The following is a 25,967-nucleotide window of genomic DNA, read 5'->3' as shown; positions in this document are numbered from 1 at the left end:
CATCAGCGCCCTAATCTAGCTCTAAAAACTTACGTATTTCAGGCAGCTTTTTCATGCCATCCTCATAACCAATTTGTATTAAATGTTGAGTATAACGTTTTTCAAATAATAAATAGCTGGTTAAACTCGATTGCGAATGTTTTTTAACCCCTATGATCCTAAGCAACACTTTAATTGCCCATGGCATATCGTCGTAGTACTGCGCGGCAATAGCATTAAAGTTTTGTGATGGGTTGATCACGCAGGTTTCTATGCGCTTAAGTTCTTGGTGTTTATCGCGAGCTGGCAGCAAGCCTAAGGTGCGGTTAATTCGCTCTAGCCGTTCTAAGTCAGATTGCATAGTGTCGGTAAACACGCTGTCGAGTAAATGCCCTGCAACCGAAGACAGCCCAGGGTAATGAGCAGAGTAACCCACAGGGTGTAACTCTTTAGGCTGCTCAACACCAATAATGAATATTTTTTCAGCGCCTAAATGTATTGATGGGCTTAGAGGCGATAACTGATGTATAGAGCCATCACCAAAGTAATGGTTATAAATATTTACACTAGGAAACACCATAGGAATGGCGCTCGAAGCCATTAAATGCTCAACATTAATACGCGTAGCGCGGCCCTCACGTTTAGCGCGTTGCCATGGTAGGCGTGTATTAGATTGATAAAACGCCACCGAATCACCAGTAGTATAACTAGAGGCGGTAATCGAAAGCGCTTCTAAGTAATTGTGATGTAAATTGCGTTCAATGCGATGTAAATCTAATATTTCGTTTAATAATTTACGCAGTGGCCGATTGTTTAATAAACTCGCAGGCGGATGATTTATATGTTCTGACTGAAAACTGGTTAAAATATTACGAGTAATATGACCAAATACACTTAAAAAATCACTTTTATACACCATAGAAGTAGAAAAGTTCTTCCATACAGACTCGAGCTTTCTAACTGCTAAGTGCGCGCAGGAGGCATAGCAAGCTAGCGCCGCAGAGTTTATAGCCCCAGCAGATGTACCATTTATTACTCTAAATGGCAGAGGCGCTGTTCTAGGCATGCTATGAGCTAATGCTTTAAGTACGCCTACTTGATAAGCAGCGCGTGCGCCACCCCCTGTTAATAGAAGGGCAACTTTGGGTTTGTTAGGATCAACTTGCTTGATTTTCATATAAGGGACTAAACTGTTCTACGTCTTTACTTTATTTATTTACTTTAAGTCTTTAAGCTAGAAGAATCAAAGGATACCTTAGCTGCTTTTAATATTATTTACTGTAAGCTATGAATTAAACTCATTTAGAATACTCTAAGTGATATTGCATTTTAATTTTAATGGAGTTCGTATGTCAGATAAACCATCAGCGTCAGATGTTCAAAAACGTCCACCTAATAACAATCTACTTTTTGCCATTATTATTTTAGTGGTACTCGTATGCGCCGCTGCATTTGTATTGCTTAAGCCAAGCAACGAGGCAGAAGTGCTTACTGAGGTTGAGCCAGCACCAGTAGAGCAGCCTATGATGGAGTTAAAGCCAGAGAATGATCCTGTTTTAGATGTTCCATCAGTATTGCCAGATAAACCACAAGATTATGAAATGCCAGCGCAGCGTGATGCCGAGCCAGCAGCCGTGCAATTACCACCACTTGATGAAAGTGATGCAGTCGTTGTGGCAAAAATGGATGAATACTTAAGTGATTCGGTAATGGAGCTAATGATTACCGATGATGTTATTCGCCGTGGTGTCGTGTTTGTTGATAATTTAGCAAAGGGCAAAGTTGCTACAAAACATACACCAGTAATAAAGCCAGAAGAAAAATTTAGTGTCACAGAAGGTGATATTTTAACTATCGATCCTAATAGTTATGAACGTTACACCCCGTATGTAAAAATATTTACTAGTATGAGCGCCGCCCAAGCCGTGCGTTTATTTGAAGAATATAAACCGCTTATTAATAATGCCTATACAGAAATTGGTTACGGCGATAATGAGTTTACGCAAACGCTTGAAGATGCAATCGACTTATTACTCGATACACCAGAGCCAGAAGGTAACTTACCATTACTGCGCGATTCAGTAACCTACCAATATGCATTTGCAGAGTGGGAGCAATTACCCGCTGCACAAAAACAGCTTTTACGTATGGGCCCAGAGAACATGAAAAAAGTAAAAGCGGCACTGCGTAATATTAAAGCGCAGTTAGAGAGCAAATAGTAAACATAAAACAGTTTAAAAGGCCGCGATTGTATATGAAGTATGCAATCGCACTTTCTTTTTCGATTATCCCTTGAATAACGTAGCAAAAGTAGAGATAATCCCTCCCGCGCCAACCAAGGCCCTCAATGGTAGTCTTATTGGTCCTCTCGCAACACTAGCAGGCGAACCTGGTCAGGCCCGGAAGGGAGCAGCCACAGTTTGTGACGTGTGTGCCGAGATGTGGCTGGTAAGACTGCCACCCAAATTCCTCATTTGGGTGTATAAACTAATTACTTATAATTAAGCCAATTTTTAAACTACATTTTATTCAATTTATTTCTCTCTCATTATTCTACTTTTTTCCAATTTTAATCCCATACTTTAAATACTCACTTAAAACTTACGCTATATCAGCATATTAAATTTATATAAATGTTCGTACATTAAAGTAAATTACTACCATCAAGGCACTTTATTCTGTGTTTGCGTAACTTAATTTAGTAAATGCGACCTAAGTCTAGATTGCGAAGTGCGCTGTAATACTTAAAATAACGCCAAATTAAAAAGGGGCTCAGTAGTATGCAGTTAGAACGTATCCGCAATAGCAATCTGCACCAAAAAGTAATGTCAGCAGAACAAGCTAGCCAATTTATTAAAGATGGAATGACAGTAGGCATGAGTGGCTTTACTCGTGCCGGTGAAGCTAAAGCCGTGCCAAGAGCACTGGTTGAGCGTGTTAAAAATAACCCAATGAAAATAAACCTAATGACCGGTGCGTCGTTAGGTAATGATTTAGATAAACTACTTACAGAAGCGGGTGTGCTAGCCCGCCGTATGCCTTTTCAAGTAGATAGCACATTACGTAAAGCGATTAATAACGGCGAAGTAATGTTTATTGATCAGCATTTATCAGAAACCGTTGAGCAGTTGCGTAATCATCAATTAACTATGCCTGATGTGGCGGTTATTGAAGCGGTAGCCATTACTGAAGAAGGCCATATTGTGCCTACTACTTCGGTAGGAAACTCTGCAAGCTTTGCTATTTTTGCTAAAGAAGTGATTATTGAAATAAATATGTTGCACAGCCCTGAACTTGAAGGCTTGCATGACATATATATTCCTTCGTATCGCCCTGTGCGCCAACCAATTCCTTTAACTAAAGTAGATGATCGTATTGGTAGCACGGCTATTCCAATTGATCCTGCTAAAATTGTTGGCATTGTTTTTACTAATCAGAGCGATTCGTTTTCAACAGTTACCGACCCTGACGTAGATACAGCGGCTATTGCCAGCCACTTAGTGAGCTTTTTTAAAGAAGAAGTAGCACAAAAGCGTATGGCAGAAAACCTAGGGCCATTACAAGCAGGTATTGGTAATATTGCTAACGCGGTAATGATGGGATTGTTAGATTCTGATTTTGAAGATTTAACAATGTACTCAGAAGTATTACAAGATTCGACCTTTGATTTAATTGATGCCGGTAAACTTAAATTTGCTTCAGGCAGTTCAATTGTTTTATCAGAGCGTTGTAATGCAAAAGTATTTAATAACCTATCAGAATATAAAGATAAGTTAGTGTTACGTCCTCAAGAAGTGTCGAATCACCCTGAAATAGTACGCCGTTTAGGGATCATTGCCATTAATACTGCGCTTGAGTTTGATATGTACGGTAACGTAAACTCAACCCATGTTTGTGGTACTCGCATGATGAATGGTATTGGCGGCTCGGGTGACTTTGCACGTAATGCGCATTTAGCGATATTTGTTACTAAGTCGATTGCTAAAGATGGCGCTATTTCGAGTGTAGTACCTATGGTAAGCCACGTTGACCATAACGAACATGACGTTGATATATTAGTAACCGAGCAAGGCTTAGCCGATTTACGCGGCTTAGCGCCACGTGAACGTGCTGTACAAGTTATTAAGCACTGTGTGCACCCAGATTACCGTGACGCCATGCTAGATTACTATGAGCGCGCTTGTAAGCGAGGCGGACACACACCTCATTTATTAGAAGAAGCGTTTAGCTGGCATATTCGCCTTGAAGAGCAAGGCAGTATGAAAAAAGCTTAATAAATATAATCCCAAATTGCACCAATCCATACAGTTAATCTGTTTTGGGTTTAATTAAACGCTCCTTTTAGGGGCGTTTTTTTAGCGCTACTCTACACAATTAATTAGCCACTTAGTCTTGAGTATTAAAAGGCCTAAATTCGGATAATAAGTGCTGGCTAATTACCTTTAAGTAATCCATTAACACCTGGTATTAATGGGTTACTTAAACAGCCTCTAAAATCAAACTTAAGTAAGCTTTTTAGTTAGCCACATACCGCCTAGCACGGCCGCAAAAAACAGCAAAAATTCCATTTTAAGAGACACTAATTGAACCAAGCCCGGGCCTGGGCATATGCCACTTAAACCCCAGCCTAAACCAAAGAGTATTGAGCCAGTAATTAAGCGCGCATCAACTTTTTTTAAATCACTTAAATTAAATGATCCTGAAAGGAGTGGCTTCTCTTTTTTTGCAACCCATAACCACGTAAGCATCATTATTAGCATGGCAACAGCCATCACTATAATTAAGCTTCCATCCCATTGGTTTCCAAAGGTAAGAAAGTTAATTACTTTAGCGGGGTTTGTCATACCGCTAATAATAAGCCCTAAGCCAAATATAAAGCCTATAACAACCATCATAATTGCTTTCATTATTTATCCTACCAGGTTTGCTGTAATAAAGGCGACGAGCATAAATGTACACGTTGCAACCCAAGAGCGGGTAGAAAAACGCGACATGCCGCACACGCCATGGCCACTTGTACATCCATTAGCTAAAGTTGTACCTACGCCAACTAAAAGCCCCGCAACAATAATAAGCCAAGGCGACAACTGTAATTCGGCTTCTAATAAAGAAGGGGCAAATACTCTTACAGCTACACCTGCTAACAACAACCCTAAAATAAAGTATAACTGCCAACGAGAGCCCGAATTTGCTTTAGCAAATACAGACTTAACAATGCCCGATATGCCTGCAATTTTTCCGTATAAAACCAGTAATAACGTACACGCTATACCTATTAATGCACCTCCTATTGCAGCCGACACTGGGGTGAATTCTGTTACCATTTTTTAAATTTCCCAAACAATAGAAACACCTAAACCGGTTTGTTTCATTTCGATTGATACTTGCTGATTTGGCGCTAAGTAGTTAGCACCCGTTACTTTTTTTGCAGGCGAATAAAAAGCCATAGCGTTTAATTGTACCTTGTTGGTAAAAGAATGGCTAAAGCCCGTTGTAAAATGCCACTCTTGAACGCCCGGCGCTAAAATATTTAATATAACTTGGGACGAAGGAATAGGTTGCTCGGTGTAAGACACCCCAAAACGAATTTTTTGTTGCGGTGTACGCTGCCACTGATAACCAAGCTTATAAATAGTCATATCGTTCCAGCCAAATCCAGCGCCGGCGTTAGCTCCTAAAGGCGCTGACATTAAGTTATTGATTGGATTTGCAATACTTTTTACTTCGCTGTAATTGATTTTTTGCCAATCAAATACCACCTGATTACTAGGTGTAAGCTGATAAGCTGCACCAAGTTGAAACGAACTTGGCAGATCAAATCCGCCTTGCTCTGCAAACAAACCTTTATAGCTATCAAACTCTTCCATCGACACTGCTGAGCGGTAACTTGCGCCTAAACTAAGCGATGAGTTAATTGCATGGCTTATACCTAATTGAACACCAAACCCTGTACTTGTATCTGTGCCATTATTAGTAAGCGCTTCTGGTGATTGCGAAAAAGGAGCAAAGTTTTCAAGCCCTTGTGCTTCAAACTGTTGCACCACGTAAATGGGGGATACACCAAGGCGTGTTTGTTCATTCAACTTATAGCTTAAGGTTGGGCTAATAAAGAGTTGCTTTAAATCAACGCCTGCCGTACCAGCGTAAAAGGTGCCTTCAGGAGCGGACTCTGCGCCGTACTCGGTATTCATACCGCCGTTGCCATACACTAATAAACCAATATTTACTTTTTCATTTAATTGATGACCAATAGCAAATTCTGGAATTGCAAACACGGTGTTGTCGCTTTTTTGTGTTTTTGCTGCAAGATAAAATGCGCCAGGGTAAAAAGTATCTACTTTTGATGTAGTGTATTTTCGCTCAGGAGAAAAAAGCTCTAAGCCCAGAGATAGCTGTGTTCCGTTTGGTAAAAAGGTTGCTGGATTATTAGCGCCAGACATTAGCTCTTCTGACAGCGCTACACCTGCGCCAGCCATACCTTTGTGGGTCATGCCATAGCCGTGAGTAAAATAACCATTCGTAGCAAATGTACTAAATGAGCCCAACGCGCACGTTAAAGCTAAGCCTGATATTAACTGTTTTTTCATTTTGGTAGACACATAAAGTTGGAATTGGCGGACAATAGCTAACTTTTGATATTCTAAAAAGGAATTTAAATAGATTACTTATAATAAAAGGTAATAGAACAATGGCTATAAAAGTTAAAATAAATGAGTATAGATTGCTATTTAACCTTTAGGTTATTTAAATCGCCATTATTAAATGGCGCTATTGTGTGCAAAGGCAAAGCGGCGACTAATATCACCGCTTTTAAAAATCACATAGATTCGAGCGTTTTACCGCGCGTTTCTTTAATATATTTAACAACAAAAAATAGGCTTATAAGTGCCGATAACGCATAAAATCCGTAAGCACCGGCAAGGCCTATATTGGCAAGCATAATAGGGAAGGTCATAGTAATTGCAAAGTTAGCAATCTACTGCGCACTGGCGGCCACAGCAAGGGCTGCAGCATCATAATTAGCGTAAGAAATAATATTATTAGCACTATTAATGGTGCTAAATCTTATCCTAATTAACGCCTGATAACTCAAAGCATTACTGATTACAACTTTAAGATTGAATAATAAGCATAAATGCTAGATACTGTTTTTATATACAGCTATGGCAATGTTATGAAAAAAGAATTACCAGCAAAATACTATTTAGCGCATTTTAGAGAGCTTATTGAGTTTGTAACAAGTAAATGTATGCATTTACTTGAGCCCAAGCACAGCGAATTTATTAATAAAATTAATCAGCTTGATGAGCAAAGCCAGTGTATGTTGGCGCGCGTGTATTCGCGCAAACCCTATTTAGTACAAGCGCAGTCCCTCACTTATGAAGAAATAACCTCGCCGCATCAGGCTATTTATACGCTAAAAAAAGCAGGTGTTTTATTTGAGCCGAACGAGCAGCATTATTCACAGCTTTTGGCGCACTTAACCAAACCTGCTTTACTAGAGTTACTAAGTAATTACGACGAACAAATAAGCTATAAAAAGAGCGCCGCTAAAGGCGCGCTGGTGGATATTGCCCGTGAGTTTTTTAAAAGCTGCCCGCACGAGCTTGCACCGCTTTATAGCCAGTATGTAATTAATAACCGCAGCGATTATTATGAGTATTTTGAGTTTTTATTTGCAGGTAAACTAAGCAGTGGTGATGTGAATCATCAAAACCGTTTTGTAATGCGAGACTTAGGTTTAACCGCTACGCGTGAAGGGCATAGCGAGAGCTTATCGCGCTTTGAAACGAAGGCCGAGGCGCAATCAAACTATTTATTAAACCGTTACCGATTAGCATTTAAAAATATAACCGATGAGAGCGATTACGTTGCTTTAGCGCCGCAGGTTCTAGTGCAAGCTGCACATGGTGCAATAGCCATTGCATTAAAAAATAAATTATTAGTTAGGCTTTATAGGCAGCTAAAAACAGTTGATAGCGAACTTGCTTTTAGCTTACTTGAAGGGTGCGTGGATGATAGCGAAGCACACGAAATTCAAATAAGAGAGCAATACAGGCTTGGTAATAAACAGTGGGTAAAAGCACGCTTAGAAGCCATTATTGAAAATCCGCTAACGGATGATTTACTGTACTTTGCTGACGACTTTTTAATGCGTAAATTTAATAAGCAAACGCGTTCGCGTTTAAGCACTATGCTTGCTGACACTCAGTGCGTACTCGAAATTGACGAATTATACCGAGGTGAAGTAGAGCAAGGCGTAAACGATTATTACACTGGCCAAGGTATGCAGGTATTTAATACCGAAAACACATTGTGGCAAAGTTTGTTTGGTTTAGTATTTTGGCACGAATTATTTATTGATACCCCTTATCCGCCATGCAATGAGTTTGATATTTATCCGCAAGTATTAAGGCTTGGTAATTTTTATGCAGCGCAACCAGCGCAAATAAATGAGCGCTTAGCACAGTGCCAAACACCTCAGGCATTACTTAAATTAGTATGTAAAAATGCAGCGCAATACTTTGATCAACCTAACGGTTTATTTAAATGGCATAACGAGTTATTACAACCACTAGAAGCGCTGATTTTAAATAGCCCAATTGAGGCGTTAATTACTCACTTAACTAATATGAGTAAACATTATTTACAGCTAAAAGACGGCTACCCCGACTTAATGGTTATCCATAACGGCAAAGTACATTTTGAAGAAGTAAAAGCCCCAGGCGACAAGCTAAGGCGAAATCAATTAACGACTATAGATAACTTAAAGAGCAGTGGTTTTGAGGTACATATAGCCGTTGTTAAATGGTTTATAGATCCCAACCGCATTTACAGCGTAGTTGATTTAGAAACGACAGGCGCATTAAAAGGCGGTAACAAAATAACCGAAATTGGCTTAGTTAAAGTACAGCATGGCAAAGTAATCGATACCTGGACTACTTTAGTTAACCCACAGCGACATATACCTGGGTTTATCACGTCGTTAACCGGTATTAGCGATAGCATGGTAAGTAATGCGCCAGTATTTGCAGATATAGTAAAACCTTTAATGGCTAAATTAGCGGGAAGCATTTTTGTTGCGCACAATGTTAACTTTGACTACGGGTTTATTAAAAAAGAATGCGAAATGGCAAAGGTGCCTTTTAAAATGCCCAAGTTGTGCACTGTGGTGGAATCGCGTAAAGCCTTTGCGGGCTTAAAGTCGTACTCGTTGGGTAATTTGTCAAAGCACTTTAATTTAAACTTAACCAGCCATCACCGAGCGCTTGCCGATGCAACCGCCACAGCGCAGTTGTTACTGTTAATTCAAAAATCACAAAGCTAGCTTATTACTCTGCTTTTTTTCGAAGTCGATTTTTACTATTTCGAGTGCTTTAAGTACTTCATCAGGAGCAACGTCGTGTTGCTCTAGTAGCATAATTAAATCGACTGCGAGTTTTATATGGGTTGGTGCTTGTTGTAGATTATTGCTCATGCTGGGGTTTCTTTTTTGCAATTTGGCTAATTGCTACATCAATGGCTGTTTGCACCCGCTGTTGCATATGCATACGCTCTGTTTGTGATAAATAATAGGCCATATCTACGTCGGAGCGAATATAGCGCGCAGGCAGTTGATTTAAAACAGTACAGCAAAAATCGGCCATTACATCATCAGTATACTGTTCATTAAGTTTGCGATTAATTATTTCTTCTAAAACAAATTTTTCATAAAAGTTATGTATATCTTCGTGTAATTGCATATTCCACTCGCTCGTTTTTAATCCATTTAATTGAGTTTATACCAAGGAACAGTATAAATCGAGGGGGATAGCTTTACAGCTATTTATTACGGTTAATTAGTTAACGGCTTGATTGGCATTGTGAAACATACTTAAAGTGTTTAGCGAAGTTGTTGTTTTTCTACACGTTGTATTTTTTCTTCGGTGGCCGAAATCGCTTTTCTACAGCGCCCTAAGCGTGCATGCGTTGTTAATATTTCCATATTTAGCTTTTGTGCTTTAGCCGGGGTTGCTTTATCCATTTGCATTTTGCGCTCTTCAATCATTAACAATAATCGGCGTTCAAACTCGTGATTTTGTTTAAGTTCGTCATAAAGCTCATGAGAAGATTGTATTACTTGTTGCACGGCTTGTTTATAAACGGCTTGTTTGGGGCGTGGTTTATAGTGACTTTTATTTTCTTTTATCCAAATAGGGGTTGATTTAATAACATTAAAAACAGCTTGTACTTGTGTTGCTATACGCTCAAGTGCATAAGTGTATGCATGGCGATGCTCACTTGGTGGTAAAGACGATACTTCGTCTTCTATTTCGGTTACATAGTCGGCTAGGTTCATACTTTTAGTACTAAAAACAGCACGGTCAAATAAGCTTGGTTGCGCTTGCATATAACGGTTTTTAGAAAACAGTTTGGCTTTATCAAATTGCTCGGCTTGCTGCTTTAAGGTTGCAACTTGTTGGCGTAGTTTATCAAAAGCGGGTGAGTGCATATTAAAAGTAAGCCTCGTAAATAAGTTTTAGTGCTAATAATATAACCATAGTATTAAATACTGGGCGAATAAACTTGCTGCCAAAGCGTATTGCTGAATGCGCGCCAAACCATGCGCCTAGCATGATAAAAAAGCCCATAGTAATACCCAGTAAAAAGTTAACATGGCCTAATGCTACAAAAGTAATAAGTGAAATAAAGTTAGACACAAAGTTCATTGATCGCGATAAACCACAATTTAGCAGTAGGTTCATTTTATATAGCATGCCGTTTGAGGCGGTCCAAAAGGTGCCTGTACCTGGTCCTGCTAAGCCATCAAAAAAACCTAAGCTTAAGCCTTGCAGCCACTGCTTTATTTTCATTGTTTGGGTAAGCTTAGGTAGCTCACTTCCCTCTGTGGTACTTAAACTACCAAACAAGCTATAACAGGCTACAACAATTATAATTATAGGTAATAATTTATTTAAGAAGTCGATACTTAAATGATCAACTATTAAAGTGCCTATTAATGCGCCAATGGCGGTGGCAAAAATAGAGGCTAGCCAAAACTTAGGGTTAAATAAGTCTTTTTTATAATAAGTATAACTTGCAGTTAAAGAGCCAAAGCTTGCGGCTAATTTATTTGTGCCAAGCGTTAAATGCGGTGGTAAGCCTGCTGTTAATAAAGCAGGAACCGTTAACATACCACCACCACCGGCGATGGCGTCAATAAAACCTGCGGCAAGTGCAACGGCACATAAAATAGCCCAGGTTGTTGGATCGAGTGCAAGTTCAAACATTATTAATAATCTATCTGTCTTTTAAAAGGAGGTAAGGTGTCGAGCATTGCTTTGCCGTATCGCTTAGTGATCAAGCGCCTATCGAGAATAGTAATACAGCCAGCATCGCTTTCTTTACGCAGCAGTCTACCACAGCTTTGTACCAATTTCTTTGCCGCATCGGGAACGGTTATTGATAAAAAAGGATTGCCGCCTTTACTTTGTACAAACTCGGCTTGCGCTTCTTCAATTGGCGAGGTGGGTACGGCAAAAGGGATTTTTGTAATTATTAGATTCTCTAGGTATTTACCTGGCAAATCAAGGCCTTCTGATAGGCTTTGGGTGCCAAATAAAATACTACCTTTGCCTTCATCAATATTTTTAGTATGTAATTTAAGCATTGCCTCACGCGACATTTCGCCTTGTACTAATAAGTTAAAACCTTTTGTTCTAAGAAACTTTGATACATGGTCCATTTGCCAATAAGAAGCAAACAATACTAGGTTGGCTTTTTTGGTCTCTAAATACTCAGGTAGAGTATTGGCTAAGTGATCGCTAAATGCTTTATCGGTTGGTTCAATTTTAGAAACCGGAATACGCAAAGTTGCTTGATTAGGGTAGTCGAAAGGCGAGGGCACTTTAATAAATTTAACGCCTTCCTCTTTGGCCAGGCCTGTTTCGTAAGCAAAATGATCAAACGAGCCTAAAGCACTTAATGTAGCCGAGCATAAAACTGCGCCCGCGCACTCGCTCCATAGCTTGTCTTTTAAGTAGTAACCTACTTCAATAGGGCAGTCGCTTAATAAATGGTCATGGTGGTTTTTATACTCAAGGCGCTTTATCCATCTAGCATGCGGTGTACCTTCACCTTTATTTGCATAGCTAAACCACAGCTTATTTAATTGCTCTAAACGATTTATGTATTGCCCGCTCTCGCCTAAAATAGGGTCGGCTACGTAGGGTTTTATATCGCCGTCGCTTACATCTTGGGTTAGCGTGTCATGCATTTTACTTAAGCAGCGCAGTGCATCTTGCGTGGCTTCGCTTATATCTTTGGCTTTACTGTGTAGTGACTGTGGAATTTCGCCATTTTCGAACCTGTAAGTATCATCTTTTGAATATTCAAAGTCAGCATTATCGAGAATGTCGCGTACTACTTTTAAATCTTTGTTGGCGTCGTTAATGCTATCGCAAAGCTTAAAGTTTTGTCCTATCGCCTTTTGACCCACTATTACTTTAGCCATTTTGCCGCTAAATTTAGTGAGCTTATCGAGCCACTCTATAGTGCCTTTTATTGTCGCCGCCGCTGATGAAAAGTCGCGAGTGATGTGTGCTAAGTGGTGTGCTTCATCAATTACATAAATAGTGTTGTCGGGTTCGGGTAAAATTTTACCCCCGCCTAAGTCTAAATCTGCAAGCAATAAAGAGTGGTTGATCACCAGTACATCCATTTGCATTAATTGCTGGCGGGCAAGCTGAAACGGGCAGGTTTGATGCGCTTTCATTTGGCGCTGGCACGAATGTTTATCGCAGGCTATTAATCCCCATACTTTATCGGGAACCGTGTCGGCCCAGCTATCTCTGTCGCCTTGCCATTTTTTAGTTGTATAAGCGGTGTAAAGATCATTTAAACATTTGGTTTCCATTACGCTTAAAGGGGAGCTAAGCGTAGGCATAAATTCCATTTGTGTTTGACTATCACCGTTAACCGCATTGTGTAGTTTATGAGCGCAAATATATCGCTGGCGACCTTTTACTAAATCAAACTTAAAACTAAGCCCTGAATGCTTTTTAAAAAAAGGTAACTCTTTGGCTATTAACTGCTCTTGCAGCGCAACTGTGGCGGTTGAAATAACTAATTTCTTTTTTTGTGCTAGCGCAAGTGGCAAAGCGCCTAAACAATATGCCAGAGACTTGCCCGTGCCTGTACCTGCTTCTATAACGCAAATACGTTGTTTTTTGTGATATTCCCCCGCAAGCGTTTTTGCTATTTCGGCAACTAAGTAATTTTGGCTGCTACGCGGGCGGTAATCACTTAGGTTATTAGCCACATGCTGATGTACTTGCCTAATAGTTTTTTTTAGTGAGCTCGATAGCATGTGATGATTACCTAAAGTATGTATATAATTACAGTGTATATATTAAGTGGGATCGGACATTGACACAAGCAATCTATCAGGGCTTTATTTTATCAAGGCAACAATACTCGTCTAAAAACAGGCAGGGCCTTACTTTGTGTTATTGGTTAAGCTCTGAGTATGGGCCTATAAAGGTGGTTGTTGAAAACCAGCAAGCCGTATTTTTTATTGCGCAACAACAACTTCCTCTTGCACAAACGTTATTAGCCAAAGCCAAAATAAAGGTAAGTTTTAAAGCGGTTAATATGCGCCACTTTAGTGGTGTTGACTGCACAGCCTGCTATTTTAACGACAGTAGTAGCCTTTATAAAGCAAGAGCCCAGCTTGAGGAGCAAATAAATATATACGAAGGGGATATTCGCCACAGCGACCGATTTTTAATGGAGCGCTTTATTAAAGGCGGAGTGTGGGTAACTGGAGAGGCGCTACAAAAAAATGGCTTTATCGAAATTACTCAAGCAAAACTAAAAGCTAATCCAAACTATACGCCACAGCTCGCGTCGCTTTCATTAGATATAGAATGTAACGCAGAAGGCGTGTTGTTCTCTGTTGGATTAGTTGGTAATGGCCTAGATTGCGTATTAATGATTGGTGAGCCACAGCCTCACAGTAACGCATTTAGTATTGACTGGTGCGTTGATGAAATAAACTTACTGCAAAAATTGCAGTGCTACATCACTAGTAACGATCCGGATGTGATTGTGGGTTGGAATGTAATTGAATTTGATTTTAGCGTACTTAACGCCCGCGCAGAGGCATTAGGACTGGTGCTTAATTTAGGTAGAGAGCAACAACCTTTAACAATTAGAACGGGTCATTACACCCGGCTTACTTTACCTGGGCGCAGCGTAATAGATGGTATAGATACACTAAAAAATGCCACTTATCATTTTGATAGTTATTCGTTAGCTAATATTTCTCATAAAGTGCTGGGCGAGTCTAAGTTAATTCAAGCTGATAATCGCCTTAGCGAAATTATTCGTCAATTTAATCACGACAAGCTCGCACTTGCCGCTTATAACCGCCAAGACTGTATATTAGTAAACAGAATTTTTGTTAAGTTAAAGCTATTTGAATTTGCCATAGTAAGAACGCAACTTACAGGGCTTGAACTAGAACGTATGGGCGGCTCGGTAGCTGCATTTACCAACCTATATTTACCCTTATTACATCGCAGTGGCTATGTTGCACCTAATTTAGGCGATCATGGCTTATCGTTTGAAAGCCCTGGCGGTTATGTAATGGAGTCGACTCCTGGTTTATATAAAAATGTATTAGTGCTCGACTTTAAAAGCTTGTATCCGTCAATTATGCGCACTTTTTGTATTGATCCATTAGGCCTTATAGAAGGGCTAAACTCTCCCGAAAGTGCGGTAGCAGGGTTTAACGATGCACTTTTTTCACGCGAGCTGCATCACTTACCTAAATTAATTAAGCACTTAACCCGTACTCGCCAAAAAGCTAAAGACACCAACCAGCCAATGCTTTCTCAGGCAATAAAAATAATAATGAACAGCTTGTATGGTGTATTAGGCTCTAAAGGTTGCCGATTTTACGATCCCAGGCTCTCAAGTTCAATTACACTTAGGGGGCACGAGATCATGCAAACCACCCGAAAATGGATTGAAGAGCTAGGTTATGAGGTTATTTATGGCGACACAGATTCAATATTTGTAAAAGTAAATGAGCGCTTAAATGCCACACAGTGTAATGAAATAGGCAATGATGTGATGCAAATTATTAACAAATGCTGGTCTGATAGCGTTAAAACTCGCTTTTCGTTGACTAGTTATTTAGAAATAGAGTTTGAAACCCATTACAGCCCATTTTTTATGCCTACCATAAGAGGAAAAAAAATAGGCTCAAAAAAACGTTACGTTGGCCAAATTGATAAAAACAACGCCAAGCAGCTCATTTTTAAAGGAATGGAAACCGTGCGCAGCGATTGGACCCAGTTTGCTCAAGAGTTTCAAACCGAACTTTTTAAAACATTATTTGATCAACAATTTAAAATAGAGCAATTAAACGACATTATAAAAAGCTACACTAAAAAACTATACGCAGGGGAGTTTGATAAAAAACTTATATACCGTAAACGTTTAGGCCAAAATTTAAGTGACTATGTAAAAAATATTCCCCCGCATGTGCAAGCAGTAAAAAAATATAAAGCGAATAACCCCGACTTTGATGTAAAGCGCGGCCAAATAATAGAATATGTTTATGCTATTAATGGCGCTGAAATTTACAATGGAAACAACACCCTCAATTACCCTCTTTATATACAGCGGCAGCTAGAACCAGTTGCCGATATGATTCTAAGCGCACTTGGCGTACAGCCAAACTCAACCCAAAGTACCTTGTTTTAAGCTTAATAATCAGTAAAAAATCAAAGTGTGAAACTGATTAAATAAACTGTTTACAAAAATTCACATGCCGAAAGTTAACAAGTATAATTTTAATTAAACTACAGTCGAAAATAACACTGAAGTAAACTACTTTAAAAACAATGGGTTATTTTTATTTTTTAATTTGTATCGCACTTACCAAAAGACTTTTTGTAAACGGCCAGTACTAATAGCGGTGATTAAGTGTGATATATGATAATGACAGGTCACTTAAAGTTAATTTTATGTTGACCTTTCTGTTCTCATAGTATTATCATTGGTTGCATAATCATTGTTTATTCGTAATCAGATGATTAAATATAAAAAATAAAATAGTATTCTTGGGAGAATCAAATGTTAAATAATCAAGTTTCAAAAGCTGTTCGCTTAGCAATCGCTTTTGGTGCAGCTTCAACAGCTGTATTTTCAGCAAGCTCAATTGCTGCTGAAGAAGGAATTGAAAAAGTAGAGCGTATCGCTGTTACTGGTTCACGTATTAAAAGAACTGACTTAGAAGGTGCTATACCTGTAACTGTTATCGATCGTGCTGCGATTGACTTTTCAGGACAAACTTCTGTTTCAGACTTATTACGTAATACAAGCTTTAACTCGGCGGGTTCATTTCGTCCACAGTCTGGTAGTTCTGCGCAAGGTGTTTCGCAAATTAACTTACGTGGTTTAGGTGCTTCACGCTCACTAATTTTAGTTGATGGTCGTCGCTTACCTAAGTCACCTTCAACTGGTAACTCACAAGATTTGAACTCAATCCCAATGGCGGCGGTTGAGCGTATTGAAATTTTATCTGATGGTGCTTCAGCAGTATATGGTTCTGACGCTATTGCTGGTGTAGTTAACATTATTACCAGAAAAGATTTTAACGGTATTGAAATGCGTATCGGTGCTTCAGAAGTAAGCTTACCAGAAGACGGTGGTGACCGTGAAGAAGGCTCTGTAGTATTTGGTGCTTCAAGCGATAATTCTTCTGTAATTGGTGGTGTTTCTTGGAACAGCCGCGACATTATTTATGAAAATGCGTACCCATGGGTACAGCCAGGTGCATCTAGCTTTGGTGTTAACGTTCTAAAAGAAGATGGTTTTAAATCTATTATCTCACAAGCTGAATGTGATAGTTTAGAAAACTTTAATTTTGGATCTGCTGGTAACTGTGGATATAACTTCAACGCAACGAATGCTAACGAAGCTTCTACATCAAACACATCAGCGTTCTTAAAAGCCAATTATGATATTAACGATGACTGGAGAATCCTATCGCATACTCTAGTATCAAAAACTAAGTCTTTTGGTCGTTATGCGCCATCTTTGAACGACGCTGGCGATGCAGCTTTCTTATCTGATAACAGCCCTAATAACCCAATTAATGTTAACAGCCCATTTTATGATGCAGACTTTGCTACATATATGGCAACTAAACGTCAGAATGCTCGAGATGAAGCAATTGCAAATGGTGAAACTCCAGGGGCAGATGAGTTAGTTAATATTCGTCATCGTTTTGCTGCATTAGGTAACCGTGATAGTGAAGTTGACAACTGGTCTACTGACTTTATGATTAGTGTTGAAGGTCAAATTGGCGCTGTAGCTGTTGATTTTGGCGCACGTAAAAACCAAACAAAAACCTATGAAATTGGTCGTAACTACTTAATGGGTAGTAATGCTCGTGCGGCAATGGATAGTGGCGAATATATGTTAAACGACCCATTTGGTACTCGTTTTACTACTGATGCAGACCGTAATAACTATGCAAAATTACTAAATGGTTTAAATGTAACTACATCGCGAATTGGTACTTTCCAACAAGAAGAAGTATTTGCTTCTGCTGCATTTGACGTAATGGAAATGGGCGGCGGCGCATTACAAGCGATTGTTGGTGCTGAATACCGTAAAGAAGATTACTCTGACACATACGATTCACTATCAGAAGCTGGTCAAGTAGGTGGTTCTGCAGGTAATAGTGCTGGTGGCGGTCGTAACTTGAAGAGCGCTTTCTTTGAAGCATTATTCCCAGTTATGGAAGGCCTAGAGTTTACATTAGCAGGTCGTTACGATGAATACTCTGATTATGGTTCAGATTTCTCTCCTAAAGTGTCTGTTAGATATGAACCTATGGATGGCTTAGTATTGCGTGCATCATATGGTGAAGGCTTCCGCGCTCCTACATTGGATATCCTTACAGCTAAACCGGCTCCAGGTAACCCAAGTGTATCTGATGCTCCGTCATGTCTTAACTTCGGAGAACCGGCAGATTGTAACGTGCAAGTAAGTGCAATTACTTTAGCGAATAAAGAGATTGGTTCTGAATCATCAGAGCAAGTTTCATTAGGTTTAGCTTACCAACCAACAGATTGGTTAAACTTTTCTGCTGATTATTATGAGATTGAAATCTCTAACATGATCCGTTTCTTCGGTGCAGAAACAATCTTAACTCGTGAGCAAACAGGTGACCCAATTCCTGCAGGCTTAGGTGTGGAACGCTATAGCAATGGTGGTATTGAACTTATCACTCAGGGCTATGCTAACGAAGGTAAATGGGAAGTTAGCGGTTTAGATTTAAATCTAAATACAACGTTTGATTTTGATGCAGCGGGTACGTTAAAACAAACATTACAATTTAGTCATCAGTTTGAAAGTAAAATTGATGGTGGTCGTAATACACTTAAAGACACAGGTGAGCCACAGCAACGTGCTTCATTGTCAAACAGCTATGCAATACAAGATTTTGACTTTACTTGGAACATCAATATGATTGGTTCTCAGTATGAAGATGTATCGCAAGTAGCTGGTGGTGGTGTTGAACGTACAGGTAATATTGCAACGTGGATCACACATGATTTACAAGCATCGTATAGCTTCCCTACAGGCACTAAGGTTTCTGTTGGTATGCAAAACGCATTTGAAAAAGAGCCACAGTTAAGCAGCTACGGTGGTCGTAACTATAACTTCGACCTATATGATGCTTACGGTCGTGTTACGTACTTACGTTTCTCACAATCGTTTTAATTTATAAAATAAGTTAAATAAAAAGGTGGGTTTAAAACCCACCTTTTTTTATGGGTAAAAAATGCAACATTGGAATTCATACTGGTCAAGGACCAAATCACTTAATAGTTTTGCAGAAGGGGAGCACAGCCAAGGTTATAAAGGCATTGTCGCAAGTTTTTGGCAAACTATTTTTAAATCACTACCTGAATCAACTACAATTTTAGACCTAGCTACCGGGAATGGTGGACTGGCTGTTTTAGCACAGCAATTTAATGCAAGTTTTGACGTTTATGCATCAGACGCGGCAAACATAGCACCATTATCTCAACATGCCCCCTCAGATTCTAATTACAAACACCTCGAAAAAATACATTTTTATGGCAATATGCCCTCTGAAACCTTAGCGTTTGAGAACGTTCAATTTGATAGTGTTATAAGCCAATTTGGTTTTGAGTATGCAGAGCCCGCCGCCGCTCTTTTAGCGATAAATAAGGCATTAAAACCTAATGGTGAATTTATTGCGTTAGTACATCATCAAGATTCATTTATTTCTACAGATTGTAAAATTGGGTTAAAAGTACTCAAAGACTTAAGTAAAGACAATGGTTTGTTATTGCAACTTCAAGACTTCGCTGATTTTTGTCAGTCTATTACAAATAAGGTAGAGCCGACTGCTGAGCAACAAGTTCAATTTAAGCAAAAAAATGTAGACCTGTTACAGCAAGTAAAATATCAGCAGAGTAAATGCAACAGTGAAGATGAGTTAGACTGGTTTAATTTATTAGTAAAAGAGCTACTTCCAGCGATCATTGATTGGCCGCAAACAGACAGTAAAAGAGTAGAAGAACTCCGTGATAACTTATATTCTTTTCAGCTTCGCTTACAAGATCAACAAGCCGCATCGTGGTCAAACTCAGATGTTGAGTATATAAAAACCCTTCTGCAAGATAATTGGTCCAGCTACGAGTTCGATGTTATGAAAATAGACGCAGGTATTTTTTGCTGGGTTATAAAAGCACGAAAGTAAATTTAACATTGAATGTATTGTACTAATTTAAAAGTGTAAATTAGTACAATAATAAACAGCTATGTAGTTCTTCGTTGCTGTTTAAATTAAGTAAAAAAGAATTGTAAATTACTATCTGCTTATTACAACCAATTGTCCCTTCATTAATAACGCAACAGGCTATTAATACTGTAGCGGTCTGTTTTAAATAGTTATCTTTCTGACTTGAGGCATATAAACCTCTGCCCCTCTGCTTATTTTATATAAGCTTTAAAGTTATTAATCCGCTAAGTGACTTTGTAGATATGTAGCAGCTACTATTACGCTTTTGTGCAGTTAAACTCAATTGTTCTATTTAGTTAGTAATATGTTACTGCTTTAGTATGGGCTGTTTTTCAATTTTAATGTAAAAGCTAGCTTAATAATTACTAAACCAAACATAATACAGAGATTAATTATAAGTAATATTAGCTACTCTTTTATACCTTTATTTTTGCTCTATGCCCCGCCAAATATGAAAAGCTGATTTTTATCAGTTGATTCATATACCCCTAAAAACTCAATTATAGATAAACAATAGTACCCACAATAAGTGCGGTAAATTGTTTATCAGATATTATTCATTGTGTTTATATGAATACATGTGCTTTGTAAATATATGTAAACAATGGCTGTTTTATGTTAACTAGGTGTTGACCTTATGGTGTCCTTAGTAATACTCTTTAATTTGAAAATAGATGCTATGCAGATAACGTAGCTTTATTTTTCATAAAACAATGATAAAAATAAAACTATAGGGACAATAAAATGTTAAATACTAAAGTTTCAAAAGCTGTTCGCTTAGCGATTGCTTTTGGTGCAGCATCAACAGCTGCATTTTCAGCAAGTACAATTGCTGCTCAAGAAGGCGCAGAAAAAGTAGAACGGATAGAAGTTACAGGTTCGCGTATATTACGTGAAGGAGCTATATCACCATCACCAGTGACAGTTATTAGTGGGGACGATTTAGTAAACACTGGGGCTATGAATATCGGTGAAGTACTTAATAAACTACCCGCATTAGCTACTACGTATTCACTTGCAAACTCAGGTCGTTTTATTGGTACGGCCGGTATCAGTTTATTAGATTTACGTGGAATGGGCAGTGAGCGGACACTGGTTTTAGTCGATGGTAAACGTCACGTTGCTAGTGCTCCAGGTACTTCTTCAGTAGATACTAATACTATTCCAAGCGCTTGGATTGAAAAAGTTGAGATTATCACTGGTGGCGCATCAGCTGTATACGGCGCAGATGCGGTGACAGGTGTGGTTAACTTTATTCTTAAAAAAGATATAACGGGCTTCAATGTTTCGGCAACGAAAGGTTTTGCCGATAATAGCTCTTATCAAAATGAAAAGTATACTTTATCTTATGGTCAGGATTTTGCTGAAGGTCGTGGTAATGCCGCATTTTCAGTAGAATACAATTCACAAAACTCTTTAAACTCGCTAGATAACCCTTGGACAGCAACATCATATTCGTCTATGCCGTATGAAGTTGTAACAGGTCAAGCGCGACCAGATGGTCAAATTGATAGTGAAGCTTATCCGGATAAAATTGTAGTTCCTAATGCGGGTTATTACTTAATTTCGAATGCGGGTACGGTTTGGGATCCAAATACGGGTGGTATTTTAGGTAAGTTTAATGGCGATAGCACTTTGGGTGATGTATACACTGGCGCTATTGATGATGGTGATTACTGTGCCAGCCCTGGTTGTGATTTTATTAACTTACGCCAATATTCAGAAATTCAACCTAAGTTCGATCGTGTAAACTTTAACTTTAAAACAAACTATGATGTAACAGATGAGTTAAATGCATATTTTCAAGCGAAATATTCAAAAACGGAAGGCGAGAACATAGGCCAACCTTTCTTTCGCTTTTACAGTGGCGCAAATTTAATTAAGCGTGACAATGCTTTTCTAACTCCAGATACCGCTGCAATGATGGACGAAAAAGGCTTGTCTGTTATTGGCGTTAATAAAATGTATAACGATGTTGGCCGCCGTCTTGAGGAGAATACACGTGAAACAACGCGTTTCGTGGCCGGGATCCAAGGTAATATCAGTGATGACTGGTCAATGGATCTTTCTTTAGTACACGGTAAATCAGAGATAGAACGTATCAATGGTGCAAACGTAATTATGGCTAATTATGCAAATGCAATCGATGCAATTTTTGATGGAAATGGCGATATTGTTTGTCGTGATGCAGATGCAAGAGCGAATGGATGTGCAGCCGCAAACATAATGGGTGATGGTGCAATTAGCCAAGAAGCGATTGATTATGTAACAACAACATCAACAGGTACATCTGAAATTAAGCAAACAGTATTTAATGCAACATTTAGCAACTCAGCTATTTTTGAGCTGCCAGCTGGAATGGTTGGTTTTGCCGGTGGTGTTGAGTATCGCGATGAGAGCAGTGTAACGATTGAAGATGCTTTTGCTAAAACAGGTGCGACGTTCTTCAATGCCTTAGGTGAGACTGATGGTGGCTATGATGTAACCGAAGCCTTTTTTGAATTATCGGTACCTTTAATTGAAGATGTATTTTTGATTGATACTTTAGTTTTTGACACTGCAGTTCGCTATGCTGATTATTCAACAATTGGTGATGCAACCAGCTGGAAATTAGGTCTTGACTGGACTATAACCCCTGAGTTACGTGCTCGTTTTACCTTATCTGAAGCGATGCGTGCCCCTAATATAGATGAGTTATTTTCAGGACAAAGTCAGTCATTTGCGAGTGTAGATGATAGCTGTAAAGTATCTGAGCTGGATCAATTAAGTGCCGGTGGTCGCGCAATACGTGCAGCTAACTGTGCAGCCTTGGGTGTTCCTGCAGGATTTGATTCTAATTATGATAGTGCAACCCTTGAGACTTTAGTCGGCGGTAATCCGGATCTTCAACCTGAAGAGTCTAGATCAATTACTGCAGGTATTGTATATCAACCAGAGTGGTTAGAAGGGTTTAGCGTTACAGCCGATTACTGGGAAATAGATATTGATGACACAATAAGCGGCATTGGTTTTCAAACAATTATTGATCGTTGTGTAGACTCACCTACAGGCATTGACAATCAGTTTTGTGGCTTAATAACTCGCGACCCAAATACCAGCGAGATTACCTTACTAAAAGGTTTTGCACTTAATATCGCACGCAGCACTAACTCTGGTGTAGATTTTGAGGTTGGTTATGATTTTGATGCTTTAGGTGGTAGTTTCGATACTAGTTTTATTGGTACTTATTTGATTGAATCAAAAGATTATCCTTTCTCTGCAGAACCAGAAAACTACACTGATTCTGAAGGTGTATTAGGCGATGAAACATGGCAGGGCAATATTTCTGTTAATTATACTTATGAGAACCTCGCTATAGGCTTTAGCACTCGCTTTATTAATGGTGTTGAGCTATACGATCATAAAGAATTAGAAAGAAATCCAAACCCTTCAAACCAAATGCGTTACGGCTCATACTTTATAACAGACGCATCAGTTGGTTATAACTTTGATAGTGGCGTTGGCTTTAAAGTAGGCGTTGATAACCTATTTAATCGTCAATTACCTGGGAGCACAACAGGCACTGGAGCAGGTTCAGCAATATACGATAATATTGGCAGATTTGCTTATCTTCAAGCTACTTACAAGTTCTAAATATAATTTATAGTGTATAAAAACCTATATTAATAGAGTATTTAAGAACTACTAATTGGTGCAGTAATCTATAAAATACCCATAATCATTTTGATTATGGGTATTTTTTTATATTTATAAATAATATAGTCTTCAGGGTTTACATTTCACTGAGTAAAACGGTTGTTCCATATGAAAATTAAAATTTTATAGAGCTAATATTAAAAAGAGTTTGTTGTTCAACATCTAATCGCTAACCGCATTGAGACCTTTTATAACTCATGACCTACACCCTAAGACCTTACCAGATCGAGGCGGTTGAACGTACCGTTTTACACTTTAGAAAAACCAATGATCCCGCAGTGATAGTATTACCTACTGGTGCGGGTAAAAGTTTGGTAATTGCTGAGCTTGCGCGTATTGCTAAACAAAAAATATTAGTACTGGCGCATGTAAAAGAGCTGGTAGAGCAAAACTCACAAAAGTATAAAAGCTTTGGGCTTGAGGCGAGTATATTTTCGGCAGGATTAAAAGAAAAATCGTTAAATCATCAGGTTACTTTTGCTAGTGTGCAGTCGCTATCGCGTAATTTAGATCAGCTTAATGAGCATTATTCATTGTTAATTATTGATGAGTGCCATAGAGTTAATGGCGATAAAAAAAGCCAATACGGTAAAGTTATTAATGCCTTGCAAGCGCATAACCCTCAATTAAAAGTATTAGGGTTAACAGCAACGCCTTATCGGTTAGGTATGGGGTGGATTTATCATCATCACTATCATGGTTTTGTGCGGGGCAATAAAGACAGCCCATTTAAAAGCTGTATTTTTGAATTACCGCTGCGCTATATGATCAAACATAACTATTTAACGCCACCCAATGAAGTGGATGCGGCGATTAGTCATTACGACTTTTCGGCGTTAACCAGTGACGCATTTGGCCGTTATACTAATGAGGATATGAATGCGCTATTAAAAAACAGCGCACGGGCAACGCAAGCCATTTTACAACAAGTAATGCAATATAGTGAAAACCGCCAAGGTATTATGATTTTTGCCGCTACGGTTATGCACGCACAAGAAATTTTAAGCTATTTACCTCATCAGCAAAGCGCCTTAATTACAGGTGACACACCTAATAGCGAACGCGATAAAATAATTAAACAATTTAAGGCCAAGCAATTAAAATACCTGGTTAATATATCGGTACTCACCACCGGCTTTGATGCACCTCATGTTGATTTTATTGCTATTTTACGCCCTACTGAGTCGGTGAGTTTATACCAGCAAGTTGTCGGCAGAGGACTTAGATTAGCCGAGTCAAAAACAGATTGTTTGGTGATCGATTATGCCGGAAATGGTTTTGATTTGTTTCACCCTGAGGTCGGCGATAAAAAAGGCGATAGCGATAACGAGCCGGTACAAGTGCTTTGTCCTGGCTGTGGCTTTGCTAATATTTATTGGGGTAAAACTGACTCTACAGGAAAGGTTATTGAACACTTTGGTAGGCGCTGTAAGGGCTTGCTAGAAGATGATGAAGGTAATAAAGAGCAGTGCGATTATCGTTTTCGCTTTAAAGAGTGTGATGAATGTGGTGCGCAAAACGATATAGCCGCACGTAAATGCCATGATTGCGGTGCGGTAATGGCCGACCCTGATGATAAATTACGCAATGCTTTAAACTTAAAAGATGCACTCGTACTTCGCTGTAGTGGTTTAAGTGTAACGCAGCTTAAAAATGAGATGATTAAAGTAACGTATTTTGACGAAGACGGTGCAAGTTGCGACGAAGTTTACGATATTGCAAATAAAGGGGCGGCGTATATTTTTAATCGGCAATTTGGTAAGCGGGTAGGCCAAGGTCAAGCACCCGTAAAATTTAAAACGGCAGAGCAGGTAATTAACGCACAGTTAGATTTAATTGCGCCCGACTTTGTAATTGCGCGTAAAAGTAAAAAATATGGTTGGAAGGTAGCAGATAAGCTATTTGATTATAAAGGCAGTTTTAGAAAAGCTAATCAGTTAAACCCTTAGGTTTAACTGATTTATAATTTAGTATGGCAATGCAGATTAAGCTTCTTCTGCGTCCATTAATCCCCAACCATCGCCGTAACCGTTAAAGTTATTAGCTATGCTTTCAATGTATTGCTCAGCTTGGCCTAATAGAGTGTGCTCAGGAACCATTTGTACTTGAGTAATTACTTCCCATACGCCAGTGTCTTGGCATTTTTCGAGTTCAGCATGCTGTACTAATGTATCGGCTACTACTTCTTTGGCAAACTTTTCTGCATCGCTTTGTTGCTCAAATAAAATATAAAAATCGACTTGGTGCATTTTACTTAAATCAATACCAGCGGCGGCTATTTCAGCTAAAAGTTGGCCATTTTCGTCATCAGGAAATTGCATTAAAAAACTCATTAAAATTATTGTGTACTTGTTAGGGCTATTGTAACCAAAATAAACGCTTAAAGCGTACTAATTTTAATATTATAGATTGCATATTATGTCACTGGGTAGCTATTAAGTTAATGTAAGGCTCA

18 protein-coding genes, 1 other RNA gene and 1 pseudogene are annotated in these 25,967 nt (G+C 38.9%); 9 read left to right on the top strand and 11 right to left on the bottom strand.

Going from position 1 to position 25,967, the window contains the following annotated elements; genetic code table 11:
- Nucleotides 1–10: 10 nt before the first annotated feature.
- Nucleotides 11–1,156: a patatin-like phospholipase family protein gene (locus H5058_RS06995; protein ID WP_011328667.1), complete on the bottom strand. Its 1,146-nt coding sequence runs from the start codon at nt 1,154–1,156 to the stop codon at nt 11–13.
- Between the two features lie 172 nt (nt 1,157–1,328).
- On the opposite strand from H5058_RS06995, the gene H5058_RS06990 reads away from it, so the two are divergent.
- The 3 genes from H5058_RS06990 to H5058_RS06980 all read left to right on the top strand — a co-directional run bounded on the left by H5058_RS06990 (nt 1,329) and on the right by H5058_RS06980 (nt 4,253).
- Complete coding sequence (locus H5058_RS06990) at nt 1,329–2,198, top strand: DUF3014 domain-containing protein (protein WP_086999367.1); 870 nt, start codon at nt 1,329–1,331, stop codon at nt 2,196–2,198.
- A gap of 138 nt (nt 2,199–2,336) precedes the next feature.
- Nucleotides 2,337–2,433: signal recognition particle sRNA small type (gene ffs / locus H5058_RS06985), an RNA gene on the top strand.
- A 326-nt stretch (nt 2,434–2,759) separates the two neighbouring features.
- A complete protein-coding gene (locus H5058_RS06980; RefSeq protein WP_011328660.1) occupies nt 2,760–4,253 on the top strand; it encodes an acetyl-CoA hydrolase/transferase family protein in 1,494 nt (497 codons plus the stop codon).
- A 228-nt stretch (nt 4,254–4,481) separates the two neighbouring features.
- Here the strand turns inward: H5058_RS06980 and H5058_RS06975 are convergent, their stop codons facing one another.
- The 4 genes and pseudogenes from H5058_RS06975 to H5058_RS06960 all read right to left on the bottom strand — a co-directional run.
- Nucleotides 4,482–4,886 (bottom strand): DUF6691 family protein, encoded by a 405-nt coding sequence (locus H5058_RS06975; RefSeq protein ID WP_182677443.1) that lies wholly within the window; start codon nt 4,884–4,886, stop codon nt 4,482–4,484.
- Between the two features lie 3 nt (nt 4,887–4,889).
- Nucleotides 4,890–5,303: a YeeE/YedE family protein gene (locus H5058_RS06970; protein WP_182677441.1), complete on the bottom strand. Its 414-nt coding sequence runs from the start codon at nt 5,301–5,303 to the stop codon at nt 4,890–4,892.
- Between the two features lie 3 nt (nt 5,304–5,306).
- Entirely contained in the window at nt 5,307–6,566 is a 1,260-nt protein-coding gene (locus H5058_RS06965) for an OmpP1/FadL family transporter (RefSeq protein WP_182677438.1), read from the bottom strand.
- 230 nt (nt 6,567–6,796) lie between these two features.
- A pseudogene (locus H5058_RS06960) lies at nt 6,797–6,988 on the bottom strand (MFS transporter); the annotation flags it as partial.
- Nucleotides 6,989–7,114: 126 nt separating this feature from the next.
- Here H5058_RS06960 and H5058_RS06955 point away from each other — a divergent pair.
- Nucleotides 7,115–9,307 (top strand): exonuclease domain-containing protein, encoded by a 2,193-nt coding sequence (locus tag H5058_RS06955; RefSeq protein WP_182677435.1) that lies wholly within the window; start codon nt 7,115–7,117, stop codon nt 9,305–9,307.
- Here the strand turns inward: H5058_RS06955 and H5058_RS06950 are convergent.
- The 5 genes from H5058_RS06950 to dinG all read right to left on the bottom strand — a co-directional run bounded on the left by H5058_RS06950 (nt 9,296) and on the right by dinG (nt 13,327).
- Nucleotides 9,296–9,457 carry a YbaM family protein gene (locus tag H5058_RS06950; RefSeq protein ID WP_080516815.1) on the bottom strand — a complete coding sequence of 54 codons (162 nt, stop codon included), beginning with the start codon at nt 9,455–9,457 and terminating at the stop codon, nt 9,296–9,298. The two genes, H5058_RS06955 and H5058_RS06950, sit on opposite strands and share 12 nt — an antisense overlap.
- Nucleotides 9,447–9,722: a late competence development ComFB family protein gene (locus tag H5058_RS06945; RefSeq protein ID WP_089368542.1), complete on the bottom strand. Its 276-nt coding sequence runs from the start codon at nt 9,720–9,722 to the stop codon at nt 9,447–9,449. The genes H5058_RS06950 and H5058_RS06945 overlap by 11 nt, the downstream gene beginning before the upstream one ends.
- 140 nt (nt 9,723–9,862) lie before the next feature.
- Complete coding sequence (locus tag H5058_RS06940; protein WP_086999300.1) at nt 9,863–10,471, bottom strand: primosomal replication protein; 609 nt, start codon at nt 10,469–10,471, stop codon at nt 9,863–9,865.
- 1 nt (nt 10,472) lies between these two features.
- Complete coding sequence (locus tag H5058_RS06935) at nt 10,473–11,249, bottom strand: TSUP family transporter (RefSeq protein WP_011328650.1); 777 nt, start codon at nt 11,247–11,249, stop codon at nt 10,473–10,475.
- Nucleotides 11,250–11,251: 2 nt separating this feature from the next.
- Nucleotides 11,252–13,327, bottom strand: coding sequence for an ATP-dependent DNA helicase DinG (gene dinG / locus H5058_RS06930; RefSeq protein ID WP_182677433.1), 2,076 nt, complete (start codon nt 13,325–13,327; stop codon nt 11,252–11,254).
- Between the two features lie 59 nt (nt 13,328–13,386).
- Between dinG and H5058_RS06925 the strand changes: the two genes are divergently transcribed.
- The 5 genes from H5058_RS06925 (at nt 13,387) to H5058_RS06905 (ending at nt 25,461) form a co-directional block, all read left to right on the top strand.
- Nucleotides 13,387–15,732, top strand: a complete 2,346-nt coding sequence (locus tag H5058_RS06925) for a DNA polymerase II (RefSeq protein WP_182677431.1) — start codon at nt 13,387–13,389, stop codon at nt 15,730–15,732.
- Nucleotides 15,733–16,104: 372 nt separating this feature from the next.
- Nucleotides 16,105–18,765, top strand: a complete 2,661-nt coding sequence (locus H5058_RS06920) for a TonB-dependent receptor (protein WP_182677429.1) — start codon at nt 16,105–16,107, stop codon at nt 18,763–18,765.
- Between the two features lie 61 nt (nt 18,766–18,826).
- Nucleotides 18,827–19,774 (top strand): bifunctional 2-polyprenyl-6-hydroxyphenol methylase/3-demethylubiquinol 3-O-methyltransferase UbiG, encoded by a 948-nt coding sequence (locus H5058_RS06915; RefSeq protein WP_182677427.1) that lies wholly within the window; start codon nt 18,827–18,829, stop codon nt 19,772–19,774.
- A gap of 786 nt (nt 19,775–20,560) precedes the next feature.
- On the top strand, nt 20,561–23,449 hold the full coding sequence (locus H5058_RS06910; protein ID WP_182677425.1) for a TonB-dependent receptor domain-containing protein: 2,889 nt from the start codon (nt 20,561–20,563) through the stop codon (nt 23,447–23,449).
- Nucleotides 23,450–23,709: 260 nt separating this feature from the next.
- Nucleotides 23,710–25,461 (top strand): DEAD/DEAH box helicase, encoded by a 1,752-nt coding sequence (locus H5058_RS06905; protein ID WP_182677423.1) that lies wholly within the window; start codon nt 23,710–23,712, stop codon nt 25,459–25,461.
- Between the two features lie 36 nt (nt 25,462–25,497).
- Here H5058_RS06905 and H5058_RS06900 read toward each other — a convergent pair whose 3' ends face one another.
- On the bottom strand, nt 25,498–25,833 hold the full coding sequence (locus H5058_RS06900; RefSeq protein WP_011328642.1) for a ribonuclease E inhibitor RraB: 336 nt from the start codon (nt 25,831–25,833) through the stop codon (nt 25,498–25,500).
- Between the last annotated feature and the right edge of the window lie 134 nt (nt 25,834–25,967).

It is taken from the genome of Pseudoalteromonas sp. SR45-4, assembly GCF_014163535.1.
GTDB lineage: Bacteria > Pseudomonadota > Gammaproteobacteria > Enterobacterales > Alteromonadaceae > Pseudoalteromonas > Pseudoalteromonas nigrifaciens.
Note: the sequence above shows the minus strand (reverse complement) of the source record. Positions and strands in the feature narration are given on the sequence as shown.

Coding starts and splice junctions, on each gene's coding strand:
- H5058_RS06995 (WP_011328667.1), bottom strand. CDS start 1,156: ATGAAAATCAAGCAAGTTGATCCTAACAAACCCAAAGTTGCCCTTCTA.
- H5058_RS06990 (WP_086999367.1), top strand. CDS start 1,329: ATGTCAGATAAACCATCAGCGTCAGATGTTCAAAAACGTCCACCTAAT.
- H5058_RS06980 (WP_011328660.1), top strand. CDS start 2,760: ATGCAGTTAGAACGTATCCGCAATAGCAATCTGCACCAAAAAGTAATG.
- H5058_RS06975 (WP_182677443.1), bottom strand. CDS start 4,886: ATGAAAGCAATTATGATGGTTGTTATAGGCTTTATATTTGGCTTAGGG.
- H5058_RS06970 (WP_182677441.1), bottom strand. CDS start 5,303: ATGGTAACAGAATTCACCCCAGTGTCGGCTGCAATAGGAGGTGCATTA.
- H5058_RS06965 (WP_182677438.1), bottom strand. CDS start 6,566: ATGAAAAAACAGTTAATATCAGGCTTAGCTTTAACGTGCGCGTTGGGC.
- H5058_RS06955 (WP_182677435.1), top strand. CDS start 7,115: ATGCTAGATACTGTTTTTATATACAGCTATGGCAATGTTATGAAAAAA.
- H5058_RS06950 (WP_080516815.1), bottom strand. CDS start 9,457: ATGAGCAATAATCTACAACAAGCACCAACCCATATAAAACTCGCAGTC.
- H5058_RS06945 (WP_089368542.1), bottom strand. CDS start 9,722: ATGCAATTACACGAAGATATACATAACTTTTATGAAAAATTTGTTTTA.
- H5058_RS06940 (WP_086999300.1), bottom strand. CDS start 10,471: ATGCACTCACCCGCTTTTGATAAACTACGCCAACAAGTTGCAACCTTA.
- H5058_RS06935 (WP_011328650.1), bottom strand. CDS start 11,249: ATGTTTGAACTTGCACTCGATCCAACAACCTGGGCTATTTTATGTGCC.
- dinG (WP_182677433.1), bottom strand. CDS start 13,327: ATGCTATCGAGCTCACTAAAAAAAACTATTAGGCAAGTACATCAGCAT.
- H5058_RS06920 (WP_182677429.1), top strand. CDS start 16,105: ATGTTAAATAATCAAGTTTCAAAAGCTGTTCGCTTAGCAATCGCTTTT.
- H5058_RS06915 (WP_182677427.1), top strand. CDS start 18,827: ATGCAACATTGGAATTCATACTGGTCAAGGACCAAATCACTTAATAGT.
- H5058_RS06910 (WP_182677425.1), top strand. CDS start 20,561: ATGTTAAATACTAAAGTTTCAAAAGCTGTTCGCTTAGCGATTGCTTTT.
- H5058_RS06905 (WP_182677423.1), top strand. CDS start 23,710: ATGACCTACACCCTAAGACCTTACCAGATCGAGGCGGTTGAACGTACC.
- H5058_RS06900 (WP_011328642.1), bottom strand. CDS start 25,833: ATGCAATTTCCTGATGACGAAAATGGCCAACTTTTAGCTGAAATAGCC.